Genomic DNA, 18,816 nt, shown 5'->3' on the forward strand with positions numbered 1-18,816 from the left:
GTACGACACACGATCCCCTGCCCGGTCAACCACCCGGACAGGGGATCGTGTGTCGTACGCGGGGAAACCAGCCGCGGGGAAACTAGTCGAGGAACTCCCGCAGCCTGCCCGCGACCGCCGGCTTGCGCAGCTCACGCAAGGTGTCCCGCTCGATCTGGCGGATCCGCTCCCGGGTCAGCCCCAGGCGGTTGCCCACCTCGGCGAGGGTGTGCTGCTTGCCGTCGGCGAGGCCGAACCGCAGCCGCATCACCTCACGCTCACGCGGGGTGAGCGAGTTCAACACGCCTTCGATCTCGTCCTGCATGGCGCCGTAGGAGGCGGCGTCCGCGGGCGAGGTGGCGTCGGCGTCCTCGATGAAGTCACCGAGGACGGAGTCGCCGTCGTCGCCGACGGCGGTCTCCAGGCTGACCGTGTCCTGCGCGTACCGCCGCAGTTCGACGACCTGCTCGATCGGCATGTCGAGCTCGAGCGCCAGCTCCTCGTCGGTCGGCTCCCGGCCGAGCGTGGAGACGAGCTGCCGCTGCAGCCGAGTGATTTTGTTGATCTGCTCGACCACGTGCACCGGAATCCGGATGGTCCTGGCCTGGTCGGCCAGGGCCCGGCCGATGGCCTGCCTGATCCACCAGGTGGCATAGGTCGAGAACTTGTAGCCCTTGGCGTAGTCGAACTTCTCGACCGCGCGAATCAGGCCGAGGTTGCCCTCCTGGACCAGGTCGAGCAGGGTCATGCCCCGGCCGCTGTACTTCTTGGCGACCGAGACGACCAGGCGCAGGTTCGCCGAGACCAGCTGCTGCTTGGCGGCGTGCCCGTCCCGGACCAGGGTCTGCAGGTCGCGACGCAGCTCCGGAGCCAGGTCGGTATCGGTGTCCAGCTTGTACTCGGCGAACAGCCCGGCCTCGACCCGCTTCGACAGCTCGACCTCCTGCGCGGCGTTGAGCAGCGGCACCTTGCCGATCTCACGCAGGTACATACGGACAAGGTCGGCGGTTCCGGCGTGCTCGGACGTCGCGCGTGTGGCCGCAGCCCCGCCCGGCGCCTCCTCTTCTTCCTCCTCGAGAACCTCGACCCCGAGTGTGGTCAGCCGGGCGACCAGGACAGGCAGCAGTTCAAGACCGAGATCGGCGGTCTCCAGTGCCTCACGGAGCTCGGCACGGCTGAGTTCGCCGGACTCACGTCCACGCGCGACGAGCTCGGCGACCTGAGTCACGTCGAGTTCGTCGGTATCATCGGGCACGGCGGCCAAGCTGCGGCTGGGCGCCGTGCGGGCAGGAGTGGATGACCGACGAGTCCGTCGCGTGCTCACGGCACGCGTACGCGGCTCATCGGAGCGCTCATGAAGTTCGAGGGCAGGCAGCGTCATCAGTAGCAGATCCGAAGGTCGGTGCGGGTGGCGGGTCTTGGTGCTTGCACGTATGGGCAACGCCTGGGGGCGTCTCTCCCATTCCGCGTTCAGACACAACCGGACGTAAGCGATCGCCGGGTCTACGAAGCAGTGTAGACCCTCACCCTCGGGACGCCGCACCCGCTGTCGCGAAGACTACTCCGCGGATCAGCCGGTGTGTCACGAATAACTAATTATCTCTTCAGTTCTCCACGTCCGCGCCGTCGAGAACGACACTAGTCCCAACTTTTCACCAACACAGCCACAATAATGCGGACGGACCGTAACAATCGTCACTGAGAGTACGTGAGATCACGAGAGTGTCACGAGCTTCCAGCGCTGCCAGCCACCGGCCCCGGTACCCTCACACGATGTCATCGTCGGCTCTGCCGTCCGAGGTGCTCACCGAACTCCGAACGTCCGCGATCGAGGTACTGCGGGACAACGATCTGGGTGGGGCTACCCGACCGTCTCCGACGCTCTACCCGCACCAGTGGTTGTGGGACAGTTGCTTCATCGCCATCGGGCTACGGCACATCGACCCCGAACGGGCCAGCCGGGAAATCCTCTCGCTGCTGCACGGCCAGTGGCCCAACGGGATGATTCCGCACGTCATCTTCTCCGGCTCCGGCAGCTACCACGCCGGGCCCGACCGGTGGCGCTCCGATCTCGTCGACGGCGGCCCGGAGCATGTGCAGACGACCGGCGTCACCCAGCCGCCGATGATCGCTGAGGCCGTCGTCCGCGTCGGCGAGGTGTTCGACCCGGCCCGGCGCCACGAGTTCTACCGGGCGATCTACCCGGGTCTGCTGCGCTACCACTGCTGGCTGTACCGCGAACGTGACCCCGACGACACCGGGCTGGTCACCCTGGTCCACTCGTGGGAGTCGGGGATGGACAACACCCCCACCTGGATGGAGCTCACCCGCAGGGCGGCCCCCATCCCCCTGAAGCTCATCCGCCGGCTCAACGGGGACGGCGCGCTCGACGCCCTGCGGCGGGACAACAAGGAGGTCCCGTCCGACCAGCGGCTGTCCGCCACCGACCTGTTCACCCTCTACCACCTGGTCGGGGAGCTACGCGACGCCCGTTACGACTTCAGTCGGATCCGCGCCTCCCGCGTCCCGCTGATACAGGACGTCGCCTTCAACGCGATTCTCGCCCGCGCGAACGACCACCTGCGCGACATCGCCGCCGACATCGGCGAACAGCTGCCCGACCAGCTGCTGCGCTCGGCCCGCCGGACCAGGGCGGCGTTGCCCACCCTGTTCGCCGACGGCATGTGCTGGAGCCGGGACGCGCGTTCCGGCCGGCTGATCAGCAGACCCACGATCGCCGGCTTCCTCGCCCTGTACGCCGGTGTCGTGCCCCCTGACAACGTCGAGGACCTTGTCAGCCGGATGACCGCGCGGCGGTTCTGGCCGGCCCACGGCATCGCCAGCACCCCCACCGACGATCCCGACTTCCAGCCCCGCTGCTACTGGCAGGGCCCGGTCTGGGTGAACATGAACTGGCTGCTCGCCGACGGGCTCGACCGTGCCGGCCGCGGCGACCTCGCCGAACGGCTGCGCGCCGGCACGATCTCGATGATCGCGGGATCCGAGGGCCTGTACGAGTACTACTCGCCGTTCGACGGCACCGGGGTGGGCAGCAACCACTTCTCGTGGACAGCGGCCCTGCTCCTGGACCTGCTCGACGGCCGGAAACCCGCTCACCACCTGCCGTCCGCCCGCACGGGCGCGAACGACGGAGAGCACCTGACCCGGCGCGGCGGCTGACCGGCCGCCGCGCCGGGTCAACCGGCCCGAGCGATCAGCTGCAGCCGCTGGTGGAACCGCACTGTTCGCACACGTAGCAACTGCCCGCGGGACGCATGGTGACCCCGCAGGTAAAGCACAGTGGCGCGTCCACCACGTTCTGGGCCGACAGCGCCTCACCCGGTGGGACACTGCGCGGCATCGCGCCCCGCATCTCCAGCGTCGTGGGCAGGCCCACCTGGTGGGTGTGGACGGCCCCGGCATCAACCGTTGCCCCGGCCGCGTCGGGCCCGGCCACCTCGGCCGCCTCCGCCACCTCCGGGTCGGCTGTCTCGACCGCGTCCGCCGGGCCGGCTCCCCCGTGCTGGCCGGTGAGCTGGCGGGCCCGCTCCTGCGCGCTGAGGACGCCGAGCTCCGCGCGGGTCTGTTCGGGGAGGTAGTCCAGGGCGAGGCGGCGGAAGAGATAGTCCATCACCGACTGGGCGATCCGCACGTCCGGGTCGTCGGTCATGCCGGCCGGCTCGAAACGCATGTTGATGAACTTGCGGACGTAGGTCTCCAACGGGACGCCGTGCTGGAGCGCGATCGAGACCGCGATGGCGAACGCGTCCATCACGCCGGAGAGGGTCGAACCCTGCTTCGACATCTTGATGAAGACCTCGCCGAGCCCGTCGTCGGGATACGACCCGGCGGTCAGATACCCCTCGGCGCCGCCCACGGTGAAGGAGACGGTCTGCGACTGGCGGATCTTCGGCAGCCGACGCCGGACCGGGCGGTGCTCACCGGACGGCGCGGTGGCGGGCTGCGCGGCCGTCTGCTCGCCCGCGCCCCCGCTCGCGGACCGCTTCGCGCCGCGCAGGTCCGACAGTGGCTGGCCGACCTTGCAGTTGTCCCGGTAGATCGCCAGTGCCTTCAGGCCGAGCCGCCACCCTTCCAGGTAGATCTGCTCGACCTCCTCGACCGTGGCCGACGTGGGCATGTTGACGGTCTTGGAGATGGCGCCGGACAGGAACGGCTGGACCGCCGCCATCATCCGGATGTGCCCCATCGGGGTGATGGCCCGCTCCCCGATCGCGCAGTCGAAGACCTCGTAGTGCTCGCGGCGCAGGCCGGGGGCGTCGATGACGTGACCGTGCTCGGCGATGTACTCGACGATCGCCTCGATGGTCTCCTCGGCGTAGCCGAGAGCGCGCAGCGCGGCGGGAACCGTCTGATTGACGATCCGCATGCTGGAGCCGCCGACCATCTTCTTCATCTTCACCAACGCGAGGTCGGGTTCGATGCCGGTGGTGTCACAGTCCATCGCCAGACCGATCGTGCCGGTCGGAGGGAGCAGGCTGACCTGGGCGTTGCGCCAGCCGTGCTTCTCCCCGACGCTCTGGGCACGCTCCCACTCGCGGGCGGCGACGGCGAGCACGCGGGCGTCGTCGACCCCGACCGTGCGGACGGCGTCGGTGGCGGCGGCGTGCTTGCGGATCACCCGACGGTGGGCGTCGGTGTTGCGCGCGAAGCCGTCGTAGGCCCCGAGGGCCGCCGCGATCTCCGCCGAGCGGCGGTAGGCCGTCGCGGTCATCAGCGACGTGATGGCCGCGCCCATGGCCCGGCCGCCCTCGGAGTCGTACGCGTGACCGGTGGCCATCAGCAGCGCGCCGAGGTTGGCGTAGCCGATGCCGAGCTGGCGGAACATCCGGGTCACCCGGGTGATCTCCGGTGTCGGGAAGTCCGCGAAGCAGATCGAGATGTCCATCGCGGTGATGATCAGCTCGACGGCCGCCACGAACGCGTCGGCGTCGAAGCTGAGGTCCTTGCGCAGGAACTTCATCAGGTTCAGCGACGCCAGGTTGCAGCTGGAGTTGTCCAGGTGCACATACTCGCTGCACGGGTTGCTGGCGCTGATCCGGCCGGACTCCGGGCAGGTGTGCCAGTCGTTGATCGTGTCGTCGTACTGGATCCCGGGATCCGCGCAGTCCCAGGCCGCCTGGGCGATGGAGCGGAACAGCGTCCGGGCCCGGACGGTCTCGATCGTGCGCCCGTCGAGCCTGGCCCGCAGGTCGAAGTCGGCGTCGTCGATGACGGCCCGCATGAACTCGTCCGTCACCCGCACGGAGTTGTTGGCGTTCTGGTACTGCACCGAGACGATGTCACGGCCGCCGAGGTCCATGTCGAAGCCGGCGTCCCGCAACGCGCGGATCTTGTTTTCCTCGCGGGACTTGGTCTCGACGAAGTCGACGATGTCCGGATGATCGACGTCGAGCACGACCATCTTCGCGGCTCGCCGGGTTGCGCCGCCCGACTTGATCGTGCCGGCCGAGGCGTCGGCCCCGCGCATGAAGCTCACCGGGCCCGAGGCGGTGCCGCCGGAGGACAGCAGCTCCTTCGACGACCGGATGCGCGACAGGTTCAGCCCGGCGCCCGACCCACCCTTGAAGATCAACCCCTCCTCCCGGTACCAGTTGAGGATCGACTCCATCGTGTCGTCCACCGCGAGGATGAAGCAGGCCGAGACCTGCTGCGGCGCGGGCGTGCCGACGTTGAACCACACCGGGCTGTTGAAGCTGAACACCTGGTGCAGCAGCATCCAGGTCAGCTCGTGCTCGAAGATCTCGGCGTCCGCCGGCGAGGCGAAGTACCCGTGCTGCGTGCCGGCCGCGCCGTAGGCGCGCACGACCCGGTCGATGAGCTGGCGCAGGGACCACTCGCGTGCGGAGCTGCCGAGCGCGCCCCGGAAGTACTTGCTCGTGACGATGTTCGTGGCGTTCACCGACCAGAAGTCGGGGAACTCCACCCCGCGCTGCTCGAAGTTGACCGAGCCGTCGCGCCAGTTGGTCATGACGACGTCCCGCAGCTCCCAGGTGACCTCGTCATAGGGATGGACGCCCGGCGAGGTGTTGACGCGTCGCACCTGCAGACCGGTGGCCCTGGGGGCGGCCTTGGTGCCGGTTCTGGTGGCGGCCTTGCTCGCTTTCGTGCCACGGTTGTCGGTCATGGCGCTCCTCGTCTGGCGTCGGTCGGATGGTGTTTCTCACCAGCTGTCTGTCGTGTCGGGGTGCGTGGCTACGACGGCGACCGGTCGGCCCGCCCGCGCAGATCGGCGATCGCCGTCTCGAAGTCCTCCAGCGACTCGAAGGACAGGTACACCGAGGCGAACCGCAGGTAGGCGACCTCGTCGAGCTCCCGCAGCGGCCCGAGGATCGTTCGGCCGATCTCGTCCGAGGCGACCTCGGCAGCCCCCGAGGCACGCAACGTGTCCTCGACCAGCTGGGCGAGCCGGGCCAGCGCGTCCGCCTGGACCGGTCGCCCCTGGCATGCCCGCCGCACGCCGGCGATCACCTTCCCGCGACTGAACGGCTCGGTGACACCGCTGCGCTTGATGACCCGCAGTGACGCCTCTTCGATCGTCGTGAAACGACGGCCGCAGGACGGGCACGACCGGCGGCGACGGATCGCGGCACCCTCCTCAGCCTCCCGACTGTCGACGACCTTGCTGTCGGGGTGTCGACAGAACGGACACCGCACGCACAACCCCCAAGATCTTGTCGACTCACAGCCATGCAACTACAAGATGTTGTGGTCAACACTAGGACCGGACACTACGACCTGGCAAGCTGGCCAGTGTGTGGAGTCTCCTGACAAATCCGTCACAGCGAACCCGTCACAGCGAACCCGTCACAGCGAACCCGTCACGACAGGCCCGTCATGACCGACCTGTCACGGCAGGCGGAGCGTCTGGCCGGGGACGAGATCGGTCGTCTCCAGCCGATTGAGGCCGGCCAGACGGGCCACGGCCACCCGGGTGTCACCGTCGGGAGCCAGCCCGCGGGCGATGCCCCACAGCGTCTCCCCGGACCGGACCACGTGGACGCGCGCCGGCCGGTCGTCCCCGGTCGGCGCGGCCGACGACGTCACCCGGGCCACGGACAGCACCAGGCAGGACACCAGCATAACCAGGACAATCAGGACAACCCGGCCCCGCCCGGTCAGCCGCAACGGAGGCTCAGCCGACGCCCGCATCGTCCACCTCCCCAACTTCCACCAGCACGTACCACTTCCAACAACATGATCAAAGAACATCCGTTCGATCGAACGTCTGGTCGAGTTTGTATCGCACGGCCCCGACGGAATCGTCGTGACACGCTCGAACAGACGTTTGAGATATCCGGCCGCGACGGTTACGGTCGTAGCGATCAGATTCAGGTCAGATCCAGGTCAGATCCAGGTCGTGGCCGCAGCTCCGGTTCACGGCAAAACGTCGGATATGCCGGGAGCGCAAGTCTGCCATGACCGACAACGAAGGAGTACGGCAGGGATGACCACCGACGACAACCGCACCCGCCGTGGCCGGCCCCCCCGCGGCTCCGTGCGCGACCTGCCGGACGGGCCGGCGGACGCCGCGGGACTGACCCCCCGCCAACGCAAGGTGCTTGAGGTGATCCGCGACGCTGTCGAGCGCCGAGGCTACCCGCCGAGCGTGCGGGAAATCGGCGATGCGGTGGGGCTCACGAGCACGTCCAGCGTCGCGCACCAGCTGAAGACGCTGGAGGAGAAGGGCTTCCTGCGCCGTGACCCGCACCGCCCCCGGGCCATGGAGGTCCTCTCCGCACAGGCACCGGTACGCCCCGTGGCACGCCAGGCCCCCGGCGTCGGTACACTCACGGCGGGTTCGTCGACGGACGGCCCCGCACAGGCGGCCTACGTGCCGGTCCTCGGCCGTATCGCCGCGGGTGGGCCGATCCTCGCCGAGCAGGCGGTCGAGGAGGTCTTCCCGCTCCCCCGCGAGATCGTGGGCGAGGGCACCTTGTTCACCCTGCGGGTCGTCGGGGACTCCATGGTCAACGCCGCGATCTGTGACGGCGACTGGGTGGTCGTCCGCCAACAGCCGGTCGCGGACAACGGCGAGATCGTCGCCGCGATGATCGACGGCGAGGCGACGGTCAAGACACTGCGCCGTCGTGACGGCCACGTCTGGCTCGAGCCGCAGAATCCGGCCTATGCTGACATTCCGGGTGACAGCGCGACGATCCTCGGCCGGATCGTCGCGGTCCTTCGCCGGGTCTGATCCTCCCGGGAGGGAGCATGGGCACAGGTGTCGACCGGCACCGCACCGGTCGGGTCGTGGCTGTCGTGGGGCCGACGGCGGCCGGCAAGAGCGACCTGGCGATCGCGCTGGCCACCGAGCTGAACGGTGAGATCGTCAACGCCGACTCCATGCAGCTCTACCGCGGGATGAACATCGGTACCGCCAAGGTGCCGCCGGCGGAACGCGGCGGTGTCCCCCACCACCTGCTCGATGTCTGGGACGTCACCCGCGCCGCCGACGTGGCGTCCTACCAGGCGCTGGCCCGACAGGTCGTCGACGGTCTGCTGGCCGCCGGCCGCACGCCGGTGCTCGTGGGCGGCTCCGGACTCTACGTCCGGGCCGTCCTCGACGACCTCGCCTTCCCCGGCACCGACCCGGCCGTGCGGGGGCGGCTGGAGCGGGAGCTGTCCGAGCGGGGCCCGGCCGCGCTGCACGCCGATCTCGCCGCGCGGGCACCAGCGGCAGCGGCGGCCATCCTGCCCGGCAACGGCCGCCGTATCGTGCGCGCGCTGGAGGTGGTGGAGCTCACCGGCAGCTTCACCGCCTCCCTGCCGGAACACCGCTCGGTCTACGACGTGGTCCAGATCGGCATCGACCATCCTCAACTCGACGCGAGGATCGCCGACCGGGTGGCCGGCATGTGGGCCGCCGGCATGATCGAGGAGGTCCACGCCCTCGTCAGCATGGGCCTGCGGGACGGCCCCACCGCCTCCCGGGCGCTGGGCTACGCCCAGGTTCTCGCCTGGCTCGACGGCGCGCTCGATTCGGCCGAGTCGGCCCGGCTCGCGACAATTGCCGCGACGCGCCGACTGGCACGTAGACAAAGGTCGTGGTTTCGGCGCGATCCTCGCATAATTTGGCTGGACCGTCCCGACGTCGAGCAGGTGGCGGGCATGGTCAACCCGGCCTGAACGTGCGGCGGATCCGTGGCCCGTTCTTCCCGTCGTCTGGAGACACCCGTCGTCTGGAGACATGTGTGACCGCGATCGAGTTGAACCTCGTCCCGGCCCTGTGTGCCGCGTTCGACGACGGGTCGTTACAACTGCACTACCAGCCCGAGGTCGACCTGCGCACCGGGTCGGTTCCCGGGATGGAGGCCTTCCTGCGCTGGCACCATCCCGACCGGGGGCTGATGAACCCGTCGCAGTTCATGCCGGCCGCCGCGGCCGCGGGCCTGTCCGACCAGGTCGGCCGCTGGGTGTTACGCACCGCCGTGGCCGAGGCCCGGACATGGCACGAAATGGCCGCGGGAACCGCGATCCGCCCACCCCGGCTGTGGGTCAACGTGACCGCCGACCAGCTGACCCGGCCCGGTTTCGCGATCGAGGTGGAACAGCTCATGCACGGGCGTGCGCTGCCACCGGGAGCGCTCGGGCTGGAGTTCACCGAGCAGACCCTCGGCCTCGCGCGGGTCGGGGTGCCCCGGCTGCTGGCCCGGCTGCGTTCGTTCGGACCAGCGATCGGCGTCGACGGTTTCGGCACCTGGTACGCGTCGCTGTCCACCCTCGATGTCCTGCCGCTGGACATGGTGAAGATCGACGGCTGCTTCCTTCATGCGATGCAGCGGGACCTGGAGGGCGAGGCGGTCCTGGCCTCGATCATCACGCTGGCCCACCGGCGGCAGATGGTCGTGACCGCCGAGGGCGTCGACAGCGTGGTCACGGCGTCCCGGCTGGCGGCGATGCACTGTGACCGGGGAGCCGGCCTCCTGTTCTGCCCGCCCGTCCCCACCGACGACGCCAGGATGATCGCCCTGGGCCGCGGCCGACCGAACCGGCGCCACGGGCGTTCCCGGCCGACCGGCGCCACCAGCGGCACGGGACGCGCCGGACGCGCCGCGCCCGACCGCGCCACGGCCACGGCCACGGCCACCGGCACAATCCCGAGACCGGCCCCGGCCGCCGTCATCTGACCGGGAACTGTCATCATCCGACCGAGAAAATTCGGTCGCGGCCCCGGAGCGGACGTGGGAGTCTGCGATAAAGGAGGCAGCGACATGACGTTTCCCGCCATCTTCGACGCCTCCGATGAGGACCTCGGCCTCGGCCTCGGCCTCGACCTCGCCGACCGTTTGGCGCTGCGCCGGGTACCAGGCCTGGCGACCGAGCTCGACGACGTCACCGAGGTCGAATACCGCCAGCTCCGGCTGGAACGGGTGGTTCTCATCGGAGTGTGGACCTCGGGCACGGCCGCCGAGGCGGAGACCTCCATGGCCGAGCTCGCCGCGCTGGCGGCCACGGCCGGCTCGGTCATCCTGGACGCGCTCATCCAGCGTCGGGACACTCCCGACTCGGCGACGTACGTCGGCTCCGGCAAGGCACGTGAGCTGCGCGACGTCGTCACCGCCACCGGCGCCGACACCGTCGTCTGCGACGGTGAGCTGACCCCCGGCCAGCTGCGCCAGCTGGAGGACGTCGTCAAGGTCAAGGTCATCGACCGGACCGCGCTGATCCTCGACATCTTCGCCCAGCACGCCACCTCCCGGGAGGGCAAGGCCCAGGTCGAGCTCGCGCAGCTGCAGTACATGCTGCCGCGGCTGCGTGGCTGGGGTGAGTCGATGTCCCGCGCCGGTGGTGGCATCGGCACTCGCGGTCCCGGTGAAACAAAGATCGAAACGGACCGGCGGCGGCTGCGCGCCCGCATGGCCAGGCTCCGCCGGGAGCTCGCCGGGATGAAGACGGTCCGGACGACCAAACGGTCGGCGCGGCAGCGCAGCGGCATCCCCGCGGTCGCGATCACCGGTTACACCAACGCCGGCAAGTCCTCGCTGCTCAACCGGCTGACCGGCGCCGGGGTGCTGGTCGAGGACGCCCTGTTCGCCACCCTGGACCCGGCCGTGCGGCGGGCCACGCTGCCCGACGGCAGGACGTTCACCCTCGCCGACACCGTCGGCTTCGTCCGCCACCTGCCGCACCAGATCGTGGAGGCGTTCCGCTCCACCCTGGAGGAGGTCGCCGACGCCAACCTGCTGCTGCACGTCGTCGACGGCTCGCATCCCGACCCGATGTCACAGATCTCCGCGGTCCGCACGGTGATCAACGACATCGGCGCCGGGGACGTCCCCGAACTGCTGGTCGTAAACAAGATCGACGCCGCCGACCCGGACGTGCTCGCCCGGGTGCGCCGCACCGTCCCCGACGCGATCCTTGTCTCGGCCCGCACCGGGGACGGGCTGACCGCTCTGGTGGAGGAGCTGACCGAGCGTGTCCCCCACCCCGACGTCGAGGTGTGTGTGCTGCTGCCGTTCACCCGCGGCGACCTGGTCTCACGGGTCTACGCCCGCGGGGAGGTCCTCGGCCTCGAGCACACGGCGACCGGCACGGTCCTGCGGGCCCGGGTACCGGCCGAACTCGCCTCCCAGCTCACCAGCTTCTTCCTCGAACCGGCCTGAGGCCGGCGGGCCTACGCGGCCCGCTGGCCCACGCCGTTACGCCAGAACTCGACCAGCAGCGCGGCGGTGACCTTCGGGTTCTCGACCGCCGGCGAGTGCGCCGCCCCGGCGATCACTTCGTAGCGGGCGCCCAGACGCACCGCCATCTCCGCCTGCAGACGCGGCGGCCAGGCGTCGTCGGCGGCCCCGTGGGCGACCAGTACGGGCACGGCGTCCTGACTGACGGCGTCAGCGAGCTCACCGACCCGGTCGGGTTCGCTCAGCAACTGCTCCCCCATCACCCGCAGACCGACGTCACTGCTGGCGAAGAACCGGCGCTCCAGGAACTCAAGGCCACCGGGCGGGTACACGGCGGTGTCCGCGGCCCGCATGGCGGCCCACACCGCGTCCCGGCCGCTACGCCTGTACAGGACCCGCATCGCCTGCAGCGCGATCCGCCGAGGGCCGACGATCCCGGCCGGGCCGGAGCTGAGCAGCACAAGGCTTGCCACACACGACGGCCGGGCGATGACCGCGGCCCGCGCGACCAGCCCCCCGAAGGAATGGCCGAGCAGGTGCACCGGGCGACCGATCTCTTCGGCCACCAGACTGACCTGCCCGGCAAGGGCGTCGACCGTGCAGTCCTGTTCCGGGTTGGCCGCGGGCGACTCGTACTGGCCGTGCTGGTCGACCGCGATCACGTCGAACCCGGCCCGCGCAAGACGCGGAATGATCGGCAGAAAGTCCTCCTTGCTCCCGGTGTAGCCGGGTAGCAGGACGACCGGTGGGTCGATGGACGATCCGGCCCGCAGGACCGCAAGGCTCGCGCAGGTCGAGCGCTGTACCCCGGACGGCAGTTCCGTCGACGTCGAGACCATTACCAAGGACTCCCCTGCTCCCACACGGCGACCACGTACCCCACACCGTAAGGGGCAGCGACATACTCAGCACGAGACATCCATGACCACGTGCGCGTGTCGCTCATGGTGATGTCCGGGTCGTGCGCTGTAGCGGTGAGGGTAGCATCGGCAAGCCGCGCGCCGGCGAGTACCTGCCACGACGCGCGGCCGGCCGCCATCAGCTCGCGGGAGAGGGCGGGGTCCAGGCTCAGCAGCGCGGCCGCGTCGCCGGTGGCGAGCGCCGCCGCCACCGCGGCGTCGTGACCGTCCGCGCGGCTGTCGAACCCGCCGGGCGCGCCGGCCGTCCGCCGCGCGCTGCCGTCGCCCATCACCAGCAGGGCGACCCGCCGCGCCGAGCCGGCGAGCTCGGCGCCGAGCCGGGCGGCGTCCGCCGCGCTGGTCGTCGCGCTCACGCCGAGGCCGGTGACCGCGCCCTCCCACAGGACCTGCCCGAGCAGCCAGGCCCCGACCGTCAGTGACAGCGGCAGAGTCGGGGCCGCCTCCGGCGTGGCGGATCCCAGCGTGACCAACAGCGGCACCCCGTAACCAGCCAGACTCCCGGACTCGCCAGCGGCGTACGGCCTGGTCCGTGGCGCATCACCGACGACGACGACCGCGTCCGGGCCGCCGGCCACCAGCCGGCGCACGGCCTGGATCGCCGGCTCACGCACCGCGACAGGCTCACCGGCGGCGAGCTCGGGGACGAGCAACGGTGGATGCGGACAGACAACCGCCGCTGTCAGCGTCACCGCCGCAGGGCAGGCATACCGAGAAGCGTGGGCGCGCCGGCAGCGGCCGCGGCGGCCGGCCGCTCCCGCTCGGCCTCCCACAGGTCACCGGCCCTGGTCCGCCGGTGAGCCAGCAGCGGGCCGTCCGCGACGAGATGATGGGGCGCGCCCCGCGTGACCGCCGTCCGCACCACGTCGCCGGGACGGATCAGGGCGGCCGACGGCGCGCCCAGATGGACCAGCCGGCCGTCCCGGGCGCGGCCGGAACGCCGCCCGGTGGCGGCGTCCTTGCGCCCCTCCCCCTCGACGACGAGGACTTCCACCGGCTGGCCGACGAGCGCGCGGTTGCCCACCCAGGAGATCTCGTCCTGGACAGCCACCAGCCGTTCGTAACGGTCCCGCACGGCAGCCGGGTCGACCTGGCCGTCCATGGCGGCGGCCGGGGTGCCCGCCCGCGCGGAGTACTGGAAGGTGAAGGCGCCGGCGAACCGCGCCTCGCGCACCACGCGCAGGGTGTCGGCGAAGTCGGCTTCCGTCTCGCCCGGAAAGCCCACGATGATGTCGGTGGTGATGGCGGCGTGCGGCATCACGGCCCGGACCCGCTCGAGGATTCCCAGGAAACGCTCCTGGCGGTAGGAGCGGCGCATCCGCCGCAGCACCGCATCCGACCCCGACTGCAGCGGCATGTGCAGCTGCGGGCAGACGTTCGGGGTCGCCGCCATCGCCTCGATCACGTCGTCGGTGAAGTCCCGCGGATGCGGCGAGGTGAACCGGACCCGTTCCAGCCCGTCGATCGTCCCGCAGGCATGCAGCAGTTTCGCGAACGCCCCGGGATCACCCAGCGACCGGCCGTAGGAGTTCACGTTCTGGCCGAGCAGGGTGATCTCGATGACGCCGTCGGCGACCAGCGCCTCGACCTCGGCCAGGACGCCGCCCGGACGCCGGTCTGCCTCCCTGCCCCGCAGGCTCGGCACGATGCAGAAGGTGCAGGTGTTGTCGCAGCCGACGCTGATGCTCACCCATGCCGAGTGGTGCGTCGACCGGCGGGAGGGCAGCGCGCTGGGGAAGACCTCCAGCGCCTCGACGATCTCGACCTCGGCCGCCGCGTTGTGCCGCGCGCGCTCGAGCAGCACGGGCAGCCGGTGCAGGTTGTGGGTGCCGAAGACGACGTCCACCCAGGGCGCCCGTTCGGTGATCGTCGCGCGGTCCTTCTGCGCGAGACAGCCGCCGACCGCGATCTGCATACCCGGATGGTGCTTCTTCGCCGGGTACATCTGACCAAGATTGCCGTAGAGCCGGTTGTCGGCGTTCTCGCGCACGGCGCAGGTGTTGAACACCACCACGTCCGGAGTGACATCCGTGGCCGCGGGCACGTAACCGGCGGCCTCCAGCATGCCGGCGATCCGCTCGGAGTCGTGGACGTTCATCTGACATCCGAATGTCCGGACCTGGTAACTGCGGGGACTCACGCAGCCAGCCTACGGCGCGGGCGCAACAGACACTTTCCACCGCCTCCAGCGGGCGGTCTCGACGGCTAACGGGCGGTCTCGACGGCGCGGGTCTCGCGAACCACCGTGACCCGGATCTGGCCCGGGTAGGTCAGCTCGTCCTCGATCTGTTTCGCGACGTCGCGGGCGAGCATGTGCGCGGCGATGTCGTCCACCTGATCCGGGACGACCATCACCCGGACCTCGCGGCCGGCCTGCATCGCGAAGACCTTCTCCACCCCCGGGCGTTCGCCGGCGATCTGCTCGATGCGCTCGAGCCGTTTGACGTAGGACTCCAGGCTCTCCCGGCGGGCACCCGGCCGGCCGCCGGAGATCTGGTCCGCGACCTGGGTGAGCACCGCCCCGATCGAACGCGGCTCGACCTCGTTGTGGTGCGCCTCGATGGCGTGGACGATCTCCTCGTCCTCGCCGTAGCGGCGGGCGATCTCGGCGCCGATGAGGGCGTGGCTGCCCTCCACCTCGTGGGTCAGCGCCTTGCCGAGGTCGTGGAGCAGGGTGCCCCGTTTGACCAGTGCCGGCGGCAGCCGCAGCTCGGCGGCCATGATCCCAGCCAGGTGCGCGGACTCGATCAGGTGCGCCAGGACGTTCTGGCCGTAGCTGGTCCGGTACCGCAGCCGCCCGAGGATGTGGATCAGCTCGGGGTGCATCTCCGCGACGCCGGTCTGCACGAGCGCGTCCTCGCCGGCGCGCACACAGCGTGCCTCGACCTCGCGCCTGGCCCGGTCGTGTTCCTCCTCGATGCGATGCGGATGAATGCGCCCGTCCCCGACCAGGGCCTCCAGGGTGATCTTGGCGATTTCGCGGCGTACCGGATCGAAGCAGCTGAGCAGCACCGCTTCGGGCGTGTCGTCGATGATGACGTTCACGCCGGTGACCGACTCGAACGACCGGATGTTGCGGCCCTCGCGGCCGATGATGCGGCCCTTCATCTCGTCGCTGGGCAGATGCAGGACGGAGACGACCGACTCCGTGGTCGTCTCCGAGGCGACCCGCTGGATGGCCAGCGTAACGATCTTTCTGGCCCGTTCCTCGCCCTGCTCCCGGGCCTGCGCCTCGATGTCGCGGACCAGCACGGCCGCGTCCCGCCGGGCGTCGGCCTCGACGACCTTGACAAGTTCGGCCCGCGCCTGGGCGGCGGTGAGCCGGGCAGCCTCCTCCAGCGTCCGGCGGCGTTCCTCCTCCAGGTCGACGACCTCCGCGCGCCGCCTGGCGAGTTCGGCCTCCCGGGCCGCGAGGTCGTGGTCCCTGGCCTCGATGTGGCCGGCCTGTTCGTCCACGACGGCGGCACGGGCCTCCAGCCGCTGTTCGCGCTGGGCGAGACGGGCGTCCCGCTCGCGCAGCTCCGCCCGCAGCGCCCGCACCTCCTCCTCGGCCTGCGTCCGGAAGGTCTCCGCCGACTTCCGGCCGGCCTCGCGCGCCTCCGCCTCGACGAGGGAGCCACGCAGCGTCGACTCCGCCTCGGCCCGTTCCCGCAGCGCTCGGGCGTTCTCCTCCGCGCGGCGGAGCAGCTCCGCGGCTTCCCGCTCCGCCTGCTCCCGCAGGCTGCTGGCCTGCCTGGCGAGCTCGGCGGCTTCGGCGGGCTTGCCCTCCGCCACCTCGGCATCAGCGCCGTCCTCGCCCCCGGCCCGGGGCTGGGACGCCGCCAGGCCATCTCCCGAGCGCAGGACGCGAAGAAGAAGCAGCGTAATTACCCCCAGGCCCATGAGCACGCAGCTGGCAAGCACGACGAGGAGAACGCTCATCGGTCCTCCTCCCTCGGCCGGGATTGGCCCGCGGTCAACGGGCCGAAACGGCGAGGGGGCCCACGAAACGGGCTGTTCCGGAACTTGCGGAATCCGTGCTGCTACCGACAAACGCCTGAGCACAAGCGGATGCGGCGGCGTCCGCAGACGTCGCGATCCGGGCCAGCCACCCTCGTGTGAAGTTGTTTCACGTTATCGGAACCGCGTCACCGCGGGAGCCCTCTCACCTTTGCTGAGAGTAGGTCTGCGGCTCGTGGACGGTCAAGAAAAGCTAGTCAAGCGAACCATCCACAACCTCCTCGGTGATCACCCGCACAACAAGATCGGACGGGTAGCCGCGACGGCCGAGCAATGCGGCCAGACGCCGGGTGCGCACCTGGGCCGGCAGCCCTGCCATCGCCGGCATACGACGTCGTACCAGCTCCCGCGCGGCGGCCTCCTCGTCGTGGGTGTCCAGGTCGTCCCGGTCGGCGAGCGCCGCGGCGATGACATCCGCGTCGACCCCCCGGCGACGCAGCTCATGGACGAGCCCGTGGCGACCCAGACCTCGGTTCGCCCGCGCGGAGGAGATCAACGCGGTGGCGAACGCCCTGTCGTCAACAAGACCCACCTCGGCCAGACGGGCCAGCACCGCCTGCGCGGTGTCGGGATCCACCCCGCGCCGCGCCAGGGTGGCAGCCAGTTCCGCATGGCTTCGCGGCCGGGCCTCAAGCTGACGCAGACAGATCTCCCGCGCTCTGGCGACCGGGTCCGCGGCCTCTTTCACAGGTCCGCGGCCTGTTTCACAGGTCGGCCGGCGGCGGGGACGCCGGATCCACGTCGAGCGTCGGCACCAGGCCGAGCTTTTCCTTGATTCGCTTTTCGATCTCGTCGGCGATGTCGGGATTGTCCCGCATGAAGGAGCGGGCGTTCTCCTTGCCCTGACCCAGTTGATCACCGTCGTAGGTGTACCAGGCCCCCGACTTGCGGATGATGCCCTGCTCGACCCCCATATCGATCAACGAGCCTTCCCTGCTGATGCCGCCCCCGTAGACGATGTCGAACTCCGCCGTGCGGAACGGGGGGGCCATCTTGTTCTTCACGACCTTCACTCGGGTACGGTTACCCACGGCATCCGTCCCGTCCTTCAGGGTCTCGATACGGCGAACATCCAGCCGCACGGACGCGTAGAACTTCAGCGCCTTGCCGCCCGTGGTCGTCTCGGGCGAACCGAACATGACACCGACCTTCTCGCGGAGCTGGTTGATGAAGATGGCGGTGGTCCCCGAATGCGACAGCGCGCCGGTGAGCTTGCGCAGCGCCTGGGACATCAGCCTGGCCTGCAGACCGACATGGCTGTCACCCATCTCACCTTCGATCTCGGCCCGGGGCACGAGGGCCGCCACCGAGTCGATGACGATGATGTCGATCGCCCCGGAGCGGATGAGCATGTCCGCGATCTCCAGCGCCTGTTCACCGGTGTCGGGCTGGGAGACCAGCAGCGCGTCGGTATTGACCCCGAGCTTGGCTGCGTAGTCGGGGTCGAGCGCGTGCTCGGCATCGATGAAGGCCGCGATCCCACCGGCTGCCTGGGCGTTCGCGACCGCGTGCAACGCAACGGTCGTTTTCCCGGACGACTCCGGGCCGTAGATCTCCACGACGCGCCCGCGTGGAAGCCCGCCGATGCCGAGCGCCACGTCCAGGGCGATGGAACCGGTCGGGATGACCTGGACCGGTGGGCGGGTGTCGTCACCGAGCCGCATCACCGAGCCCTTGCCGAACTGCTTGTCTATCTGAGCGAGGGCGTTCTCCAACGCCTTCTCGCGGTCGAGTCCTGCCATCGGGGTCACTCCAGGCTGAGGTCGTCGATTCTTGGCCACGATGGCGACGGTAGGGGGCGGGTCCGACAATTTCGAGCGCCGGGTCGCTCCTGTGGACAACTGGACGGTCGAAGCAGCCACGATCAACAGCCTTTCTCACCCGTCGGCTCACCCCACCGGGGCACCTTGTCACTCGGTATCCACAGTAGGCGAACAGGCGTTCGACAGCATCCTCGACACGCCGGATCGTCAGCGTTCGCGCGCGGGCAGGCCGAACTCCTCGCGCACCGCCCGCCAGACGTCCTTGGCGTCGTCACCGCGGGCGAGGGCCGCCTCGACCGTGACCCCGCCGAGACCGGCGACAACATGGTCGCGGGCAACCGACTCCGCGTACCCGGAGCCGAACTGCTTGTTCATCCGCGCCCAGAACTCGGTCAGTCGCACGGGTGCAAGTCTGCCCTTCCCGACAGGCGGACTCGCGACAGGCAGACTCGAAAGCATGCCCGCCCCGTCCCCCCTCACACTGTTCTCGGCCCGGGTGGGGGCCGAGAACAG

General features: G+C 70.1%; 16 protein-coding genes. 5 read left to right on the top strand and 11 right to left on the bottom strand.

What is annotated here, in order from left to right; genetic code table 11:
* Positions 1-82 precede the first annotated feature (82 nt).
* Positions 83-1,360, bottom strand: coding sequence for an RNA polymerase sigma factor (locus CM1CMNOD_RS16680; protein ID WP_013874758.1), 1,278 nt, complete (start codon positions 1,358-1,360; stop codon positions 83-85).
* Between the two features lie 392 nt (positions 1,361-1,752).
* Between CM1CMNOD_RS16680 and CM1CMNOD_RS16685 the strand changes: the two genes are divergently transcribed.
* The gene (locus tag CM1CMNOD_RS16685) at positions 1,753-3,159 is read left to right on the top strand and encodes an amylo-alpha-1,6-glucosidase (RefSeq protein ID WP_013874759.1); all 1,407 of its coding nucleotides are present in this window, start codon (positions 1,753-1,755) and stop codon (positions 3,157-3,159) included.
* Between the two features lie 34 nt (positions 3,160-3,193).
* Here the strand turns inward: CM1CMNOD_RS16685 and CM1CMNOD_RS16690 are convergent, their stop codons facing one another.
* The 3 genes from CM1CMNOD_RS16690 to CM1CMNOD_RS16700 form a co-directional block, all read right to left on the bottom strand.
* Positions 3,194-6,124, bottom strand: a complete 2,931-nt coding sequence (locus tag CM1CMNOD_RS16690) for a vitamin B12-dependent ribonucleotide reductase (protein WP_013874760.1) — start codon at positions 6,122-6,124, stop codon at positions 3,194-3,196.
* A gap of 68 nt (positions 6,125-6,192) precedes the next feature.
* Entirely contained in the window at positions 6,193-6,654 is a 462-nt protein-coding gene (nrdR, locus tag CM1CMNOD_RS16695) for a transcriptional regulator NrdR (protein WP_013874761.1), read from the bottom strand.
* A 192-nt stretch (positions 6,655-6,846) separates the two neighbouring features.
* Positions 6,847-7,149 carry a LysM peptidoglycan-binding domain-containing protein gene (locus CM1CMNOD_RS16700; RefSeq protein ID WP_013874762.1) on the bottom strand — a complete coding sequence of 101 codons (303 nt, stop codon included), beginning with the start codon at positions 7,147-7,149 and terminating at the stop codon, positions 6,847-6,849.
* Between the two features lie 295 nt (positions 7,150-7,444).
* Here CM1CMNOD_RS16700 and lexA point away from each other — a divergent pair, with 295 nt between their 5' ends.
* The 4 genes from lexA to hflX all read left to right on the top strand — a co-directional run bounded on the left by lexA (position 7,445) and on the right by hflX (position 11,606).
* On the top strand, positions 7,445-8,194 hold the full coding sequence (gene lexA, locus CM1CMNOD_RS16705) for a transcriptional repressor LexA (RefSeq protein WP_013874763.1): 750 nt from the start codon (positions 7,445-7,447) through the stop codon (positions 8,192-8,194).
* A gap of 17 nt (positions 8,195-8,211) precedes the next feature.
* On the top strand, positions 8,212-9,126 hold the full coding sequence (gene miaA, locus CM1CMNOD_RS16710; RefSeq protein ID WP_013874764.1) for a tRNA (adenosine(37)-N6)-dimethylallyltransferase MiaA: 915 nt from the start codon (positions 8,212-8,214) through the stop codon (positions 9,124-9,126).
* 65 nt (positions 9,127-9,191) lie between these two features.
* A complete protein-coding gene (locus tag CM1CMNOD_RS16715; protein WP_013874765.1) occupies positions 9,192-10,127 on the top strand; it encodes an EAL domain-containing protein in 936 nt (311 codons plus the stop codon).
* Positions 10,128-10,211: 84 nt separating this feature from the next.
* Positions 10,212-11,606 carry a GTPase HflX gene (gene hflX / locus CM1CMNOD_RS16720; RefSeq protein ID WP_013874766.1) on the top strand — a complete coding sequence of 465 codons (1,395 nt, stop codon included), beginning with the start codon at positions 10,212-10,214 and terminating at the stop codon, positions 11,604-11,606.
* Between the two features lie 11 nt (positions 11,607-11,617).
* On the opposite strand, the gene CM1CMNOD_RS16725 is transcribed toward hflX, so the two are convergent.
* From CM1CMNOD_RS16725 to CM1CMNOD_RS16755, 7 genes are all read right to left on the bottom strand, one after another.
* On the bottom strand, positions 11,618-12,463 hold the full coding sequence (locus CM1CMNOD_RS16725; RefSeq protein ID WP_013874767.1) for an alpha/beta fold hydrolase: 846 nt from the start codon (positions 12,461-12,463) through the stop codon (positions 11,618-11,620).
* Complete coding sequence (locus CM1CMNOD_RS16730) at positions 12,463-13,233, bottom strand: hypothetical protein (protein ID WP_013874768.1); 771 nt, start codon at positions 13,231-13,233, stop codon at positions 12,463-12,465. Before CM1CMNOD_RS16730 ends, CM1CMNOD_RS16725 begins: the two co-directional genes overlap by 1 nt.
* A complete protein-coding gene (miaB, locus tag CM1CMNOD_RS16735) occupies positions 13,230-14,681 on the bottom strand; it encodes a tRNA (N6-isopentenyl adenosine(37)-C2)-methylthiotransferase MiaB (protein ID WP_043603947.1) in 1,452 nt (483 codons plus the stop codon). Before miaB ends, CM1CMNOD_RS16730 begins: the two co-directional genes overlap by 4 nt.
* A gap of 65 nt (positions 14,682-14,746) precedes the next feature.
* Positions 14,747-16,462, bottom strand: coding sequence for a ribonuclease Y (gene rny, locus CM1CMNOD_RS16740; RefSeq protein WP_013874770.1), 1,716 nt, complete (start codon positions 16,460-16,462; stop codon positions 14,747-14,749).
* Positions 16,463-16,733: 271 nt separating this feature from the next.
* Entirely contained in the window at positions 16,734-17,228 is a 495-nt protein-coding gene (locus CM1CMNOD_RS16745) for a regulatory protein RecX (RefSeq protein WP_013874771.1), read from the bottom strand.
* Positions 17,229-17,244: 16 nt separating this feature from the next.
* A complete protein-coding gene (recA, locus tag CM1CMNOD_RS16750) occupies positions 17,245-18,282 on the bottom strand; it encodes a recombinase RecA (protein ID WP_013874772.1) in 1,038 nt (345 codons plus the stop codon).
* A 228-nt stretch (positions 18,283-18,510) separates the two neighbouring features.
* The gene (locus CM1CMNOD_RS16755; RefSeq protein WP_043603949.1) at positions 18,511-18,705 is read right to left on the bottom strand and encodes a DUF3046 domain-containing protein; all 195 of its coding nucleotides are present in this window, start codon (positions 18,703-18,705) and stop codon (positions 18,511-18,513) included.
* Positions 18,706-18,816 lie beyond the last annotated feature (111 nt).

The organism is Protofrankia symbiont of Coriaria myrtifolia (assembly GCF_900634755.1).
Lineage (GTDB): Bacteria > Actinomycetota > Actinomycetes > Frankiales > Frankiaceae > Protofrankia > Protofrankia coriariae.

What these genes read in the sequence shown, in the direction of transcription:
- lexA (WP_013874763.1), top strand. Translation starts at nt 7,445, where the DNA reads ATGACCACCGACGACAACCGCACCCGCCGTGGCCGGCCCCCCCGCGGC.
- CM1CMNOD_RS16725 (WP_013874767.1), bottom strand. Translation starts at nt 12,463, where the DNA reads ATGGTCTCGACGTCGACGGAACTGCCGTCCGGGGTACAGCGCTCGACC.
- CM1CMNOD_RS16700 (WP_013874762.1), bottom strand. Translation starts at nt 7,149, where the DNA reads ATGCGGGCGTCGGCTGAGCCTCCGTTGCGGCTGACCGGGCGGGGCCGG.
- CM1CMNOD_RS16690 (WP_013874760.1), bottom strand. Translation starts at nt 6,124, where the DNA reads ATGACCGACAACCGTGGCACGAAAGCGAGCAAGGCCGCCACCAGAACC.
- CM1CMNOD_RS16685 (WP_013874759.1), top strand. Translation starts at nt 1,753, where the DNA reads ATGTCATCGTCGGCTCTGCCGTCCGAGGTGCTCACCGAACTCCGAACG.
- hflX (WP_013874766.1), top strand. Translation starts at nt 10,212, where the DNA reads ATGACGTTTCCCGCCATCTTCGACGCCTCCGATGAGGACCTCGGCCTC.
- miaA (WP_013874764.1), top strand. Translation starts at nt 8,212, where the DNA reads ATGGGCACAGGTGTCGACCGGCACCGCACCGGTCGGGTCGTGGCTGTC.
- rny (WP_013874770.1), bottom strand. Translation starts at nt 16,462, where the DNA reads ATGAGCGTTCTCCTCGTCGTGCTTGCCAGCTGCGTGCTCATGGGCCTG.
- recA (WP_013874772.1), bottom strand. Translation starts at nt 18,282, where the DNA reads ATGGCAGGACTCGACCGCGAGAAGGCGTTGGAGAACGCCCTCGCTCAG.
- CM1CMNOD_RS16680 (WP_013874758.1), bottom strand. Translation starts at nt 1,360, where the DNA reads ATGACGCTGCCTGCCCTCGAACTTCATGAGCGCTCCGATGAGCCGCGT.